General features: G+C 67.2%; 3 protein-coding genes. 2 read left to right on the top strand and 1 reads right to left on the bottom strand.

What is annotated here, in order from left to right; all coding sequences use genetic code 11:
- Nucleotides 1–870 (bottom strand): endonuclease/exonuclease/phosphatase family protein (locus tag WAW85_RS04395; protein ID WP_422558429.1); only part of this gene is annotated, 870 nt, incomplete at its 3' end.
- A 248-nt stretch (nucleotides 871–1,118) separates the two neighbouring features.
- Here WAW85_RS04395 and WAW85_RS04390 point away from each other — a divergent pair.
- The gene (locus tag WAW85_RS04390) at nucleotides 1,119–2,204 is read left to right on the top strand and encodes a tyrosine-type recombinase/integrase (RefSeq protein WP_422558428.1); all 1,086 of its coding nucleotides are present in this window, start codon (nucleotides 1,119–1,121) and stop codon (nucleotides 2,202–2,204) included.
- A 40-nt stretch (nucleotides 2,205–2,244) separates the two neighbouring features.
- A complete protein-coding gene (locus WAW85_RS04385) occupies nucleotides 2,245–2,604 on the top strand; it encodes a helix-turn-helix domain-containing protein (protein ID WP_422558427.1) in 360 nt (119 codons plus the stop codon).
- Nucleotides 2,605–2,619 lie beyond the last annotated feature (15 nt).

Raw genomic sequence — 2,619 nt, 5'->3', positions numbered from 1 at the left:
ACCCGACTCTGATCCGGTCAGCTGTGCAGTGGTGTGAACGAACGGGTGGTCGGTGTAGCTGTGCGCCTTGTCGTTGGTGCTCTGGTCGACGACGGTGCCGGAGAACGTGGCGGCGGGGCTGCCCATGATCCAGTCGATCTGCTGGTCACTGGGGTTGGCACTCGACCAGCCCGACGCCAGGGACAAGAACAACCGCTTGAAGCGGGCCTTGTCGTTCATGTCGCCGGTCAGGAACATCGGCGTGCTCGGCTCGGCGGCTTGCAGGTTCCCCACCGCCTCGGCCTCGGCGCGAACGGCGGCATCGCGCATCGCGTCCGTGCCGCCGACGGCATTGGCTGGGTTGTGGGTGTTGAGCACCCAGATCGAGCCGAGTCCCGACATGGAGGTGAACCGCACCAGCGGGACCTCGATCATTGGGCCGCCGTACCTGATCGAGACGTAGCGGACCTCGTCGACCTTCCAGGCGGAGGGCTGGTAGGCGATCGCGTCCGCCGTGGATCGGTGCCCTCGGCGCTTGCCGGCCACGATCTCCCACGCGCCGTTGGTGGCCTCGAGGAAGGCCTGGGCCTGCGGTGGCTCGAACTCCTGGAACCCGATGATCGAGGCCCCGGACGCGCCGATCTTGGTGACCATGTTCGGCACCCGCTCGCCGTAGGGCCGTTCGCCGGGATGGGGGTTCTTCTCGTAGTGCGAGGCGCCGCGCCAGTTGAGCGTTCCGATCCCGAACGACCCGCCCGTGCCTCCCGAGGTCGCCGTGGTGGCGCATGCGGCCCTGACGGCCTCGATGTTGGCGTTCCCCATGACCAGCATGAGCAGCATCAGCGGACAGATCAGCACCAGCGGCAGGCCGAGCAGGATGCCCTTCTTCACGACTCACCGCCTCCGGAGGACGCCGAGGGTGTGCAAGTTCGGCGAGAAACCGTCAGAAATCCGGCGAACATTCATGCCACAATCTCTAGGAACTCAGGTTCGATCGGACGTCCATGCGCTCCGATCTGCGTTTGTGCAGGTGGCGTCGGTTCAGGCCCCGGAAGAGTCTGATTGGACGAACCGTCACCGCAGATGACGGTTTGGCTGTAGCATCGACGCATGATCGTCTCGCTTGAAGATGGTGACTGATGGGTTTGGTGGCGCTGCCGGGTGGCAGCGCTGCTGATCCGACACTGATAGGTGCGCAGGCGGTCCAGGACTTCGAGCAGGAGCTGGTCGACCAGTACGCGTTGGCGATGTCGGCGGCGGGTCTGACGGACCGGCACATCGGCGGGACTCGGGCGATCGTCATCGAGTTCGCTCGCTCGCTGTCGACTCCGCTGTGGGAGGCCACCTGCGCGGACGCGGACGCGTTCTTGGCACAGCAGCGGCGGATGGGGCTCAGCGTGTCGACCCGGGCGGGCAAGGCCGGAGCACTGGCGGGCTTCTACGAGTTCGTCATCGCCCGCTACGCCGGCACGATCCGCCGCACGACCGGTGTCTTGGTCGAGCAGCCGATCGATGAGTTCAATCGCCAGTCCGGGGCATCGCTGGGCAAGGTCCGGGTGCCGCCATCGGATGAGGAAATCGACTCGCTGTTCACCGCCTGGCGCGGATCGGTCACCCAAGCGCGCAAGTACCTTCCCGCGGCCCGTGACTACTTCGCCGCCTCGCTGTGGCGCCGACTCGGGCTGCGCATCAACGAGACCGTCATGCTCGACATCCGCGACTGGCGCCCCGATCTGGGCGAGTTCGGCAAGCTCCACGTCCGCCACGGCAAGGGCTCCGGCGGCCGCGGACCCAAGCCACGGCTGGTGCCCGGAATCAACGGCGCGAACCAGTTGGTCGACTGGTGGCTGGCCGAGGTCCGCCCGCAGTACGGTCACGATTGGGCCGACCCGGACGCGCCGCTGCTGCCGTCTGAGCGGTTCGACAGGGACTTGGACCGCTGTGGACGCGTTGGTGCGAACGCGCTGCGCCGCGCGTTGGGTATGCAGGTCGACCTGTGGCTTCCAGTCTGGTCGGGCCGAATGACGCCACACGTGTTGCGGCACTACTGCGCCTCGTCGCTGTACGCGGCCGGGATGGACATCAAGGCGCTCCAAGAGTTGCTTGGGCACCAGTGGCTGGCGACGACCTCGGGCTACCTTCACGTCCGCAGCGACCACATCGAGCGCGCGTGGAACAGCGCGAGCGATCGCGTTGAAGCCCGCCTGGGCCTTCGTAGCGACTGAACAAACTGACCCGACCGAGTAACCGAAGGAGAGGATCCAGGTGCAGTGGAGCCTGCGGCTGCGGGCCGCCGAACGAGGGATCTGGAAGTCCGCGCAACTGCGCCGGATGCTGGCCGAGGCCGGGCTCGAGATCTCCGCCGGGAAGATGTCGTCGTGGTGGGCCGGGATCCCGCCGACGATGCGCCTCGAAGAGCTCGACGTCCTGTGCGCGGTGCTCGAATGCACCCCGAACGACCTGATGACACCCGAGCCGGACAAGGTCGCCTCGCGCCGTCCCCGCAACACCGACGCCGCCAACGGCAACGGCGGAAACGGGGATGGCGATCCCAACGGCAACGGCGGCACACCACCCGCGGTCACACCACGGCTCGGCAAGCCCCGCTCGACCCCACCGCTGTAGCCCGTACCCGCATCG

The organism is Gordonia sp. (in: high G+C Gram-positive bacteria), assembly GCF_049299075.1.
Taxonomy (GTDB): domain Bacteria; phylum Actinomycetota; class Actinomycetes; order Mycobacteriales; family Mycobacteriaceae; genus Gordonia.
The sequence above is the reverse complement of the archived record's forward strand: the minus strand, read 5'-3'. Positions and strand labels throughout refer to the sequence as shown.

Coding starts and splice junctions, on each gene's coding strand:
- WAW85_RS04390 (WP_422558428.1), top strand. CDS start 1,119: ATGGGTTTGGTGGCGCTGCCGGGTGGCAGCGCTGCTGATCCGACACTG.